We start from the raw sequence: 1,756 nt of genomic DNA, 5'->3' as shown, positions 1-1,756 counted from the left end.
TCAGCAGCCCCGCCGGTGTAAGGCAGGGTCACTGCCATAGCCGAAAGCATTCCGGCTGTTAATCCCAGTATGACCAGTACCATCCTTGGACTGACTGAAACTTCCTTGAACATAATGCCTCATCTCCTATGCATTTAAGCTGTCATTATTATCGGCACCTCATTAGACCTTCATTAGTTATCCTAATCACTGTAATTTTCTCAGCTTTGAAACCTAATTTATGCGTGAAGATTTTCAATAAAATAGAAAGAGTCTGGCAATGCAATAGGATTATTTCGGTGGACTTCTTCTTTACAATTTAGAGAAGATAAGGGGCATAGGGGCGCCAGGTATGAAAAGTCTCCTACATATTGAAAAATGTGTCATTGCGTACGGAACGAAGAATCTGTCTTCATATGCCTGGGAATGCGTCATGGGAAGATATCCGAAATTTCCTCCTTTCCAAGGGGGAATACAAGGGGGTCTCCGGAAGGCGCCTTTCTTAGCGCTTCTTTGCCTCTTCCTATCCTCTTCTATGATATGCTTTACTGGATAGGCGCACTTTTGCTATTAGGAGTTGGGGATGAGTAGTTATTTGGATATTCGGGAAGCTTTGGAAGAAACGCCTTGTATTAACGGGCACCTGCATCAAACTAGCCATGAGGGGGAAGAGTTTCCATCCAACGGGGATGCTCTTTCTTATGTTTCGGAATATTTTCATGAGAATATGCCTGGGATGGGTGGTTTCAAATGGAGTGGCGCATCCGGACGAGAGGCGTGGAAGTTATTCCTGAGCGCTTGGCCTCAATTACGCTGTACCGGTGGCGGCCGTGTCGCCTCCGCAAAGCTGCGACGGTTGGGCTTAAGTGATGATCTAACCCTCGAATCATACGATGAAATTCCCAAACGATTGCGAAAGCACACCCCCGACGAAGCTCGCAACGCCTATAAGCACGCAGGTATTCGCGGCTCACTAACTGACGTACTCGGCCACCCTTGTTTCGGTGGATTAAAGTTGCTTACTGAATTCCTCGAAGGCATATATAAGCCGATAGATGGGTTTTTCCCGCTCTTGCACACCAATGATTTTCACGATATCAATACGCCGCAGGAGTTCCAACAAATTGAACACGTCATTGGGTCTGAGTTCCATTCGCTCGATGATATGAAAGAAAAGTGCTGCAGTTTGGTTCAAAAAGCGGCGAAGCTTGGGCTTGTTGGGTTGAAAGACACTCGCGCCTATACCCGAGGGGTTGGCTACGACGCGCCAGATAGAGGAGCCGCGCAAGCAGCTTTTCTTCGTCTTCGTAACGGTCATAATGTTCCGGAAGGAGACAATTCTCTTTCGAACTACATGTTCGATGCCCTGGTCGCCTGCGCTTCCGATTTGGGGCTGACGGTAGCCATTCACACCGGTTTCATTTTTAGCGTCAACGCAAAATCCAACGCCAATCAACTTCACAATTTAATCGAGCGATTCCCAAATGTCAGGTTCGACCTTTACCACCTCAATTATCCTTGGGTTGATGAAATTTATTACATACTCAGCCAATATCAGAACACCACTGCTAACTGCGTTTGGGCTGAGTATATTGATCCCGCCGGAACAGAAGCCTTCCTCTATCGGTGCCTTGGCAGCCTATCCGCCAATCGGGTGATTGCCTACGGAAGTGATGGAGGTGGCCTGGATTTCGTATTGGCGTCACTCTCCCTTACCAAAGACCTAATCGCCGCCGCCCTATCCCGATTAGTCGATCGAAGCCAAATCTCCAAATCC

General features: G+C 47.7%; 1 protein-coding gene. It reads left to right on the top strand.

What is annotated here, in order from left to right:
- Window positions 1-562: 562 nt before the first annotated feature.
- A partial coding sequence (locus WCO51_13500; protein ID MEI6514268.1) for an amidohydrolase family protein occupies window positions 563-1,756 on the top strand: 1,194 nt, incomplete at its 3' end.

This window comes from bacterium (assembly GCA_037131655.1).
Lineage (GTDB): Bacteria > Armatimonadota > Fimbriimonadia > Fimbriimonadales > JBAXQP01 > JBAXQP01.
This window is presented reverse-complemented; position numbering and strand designations above follow the sequence as displayed.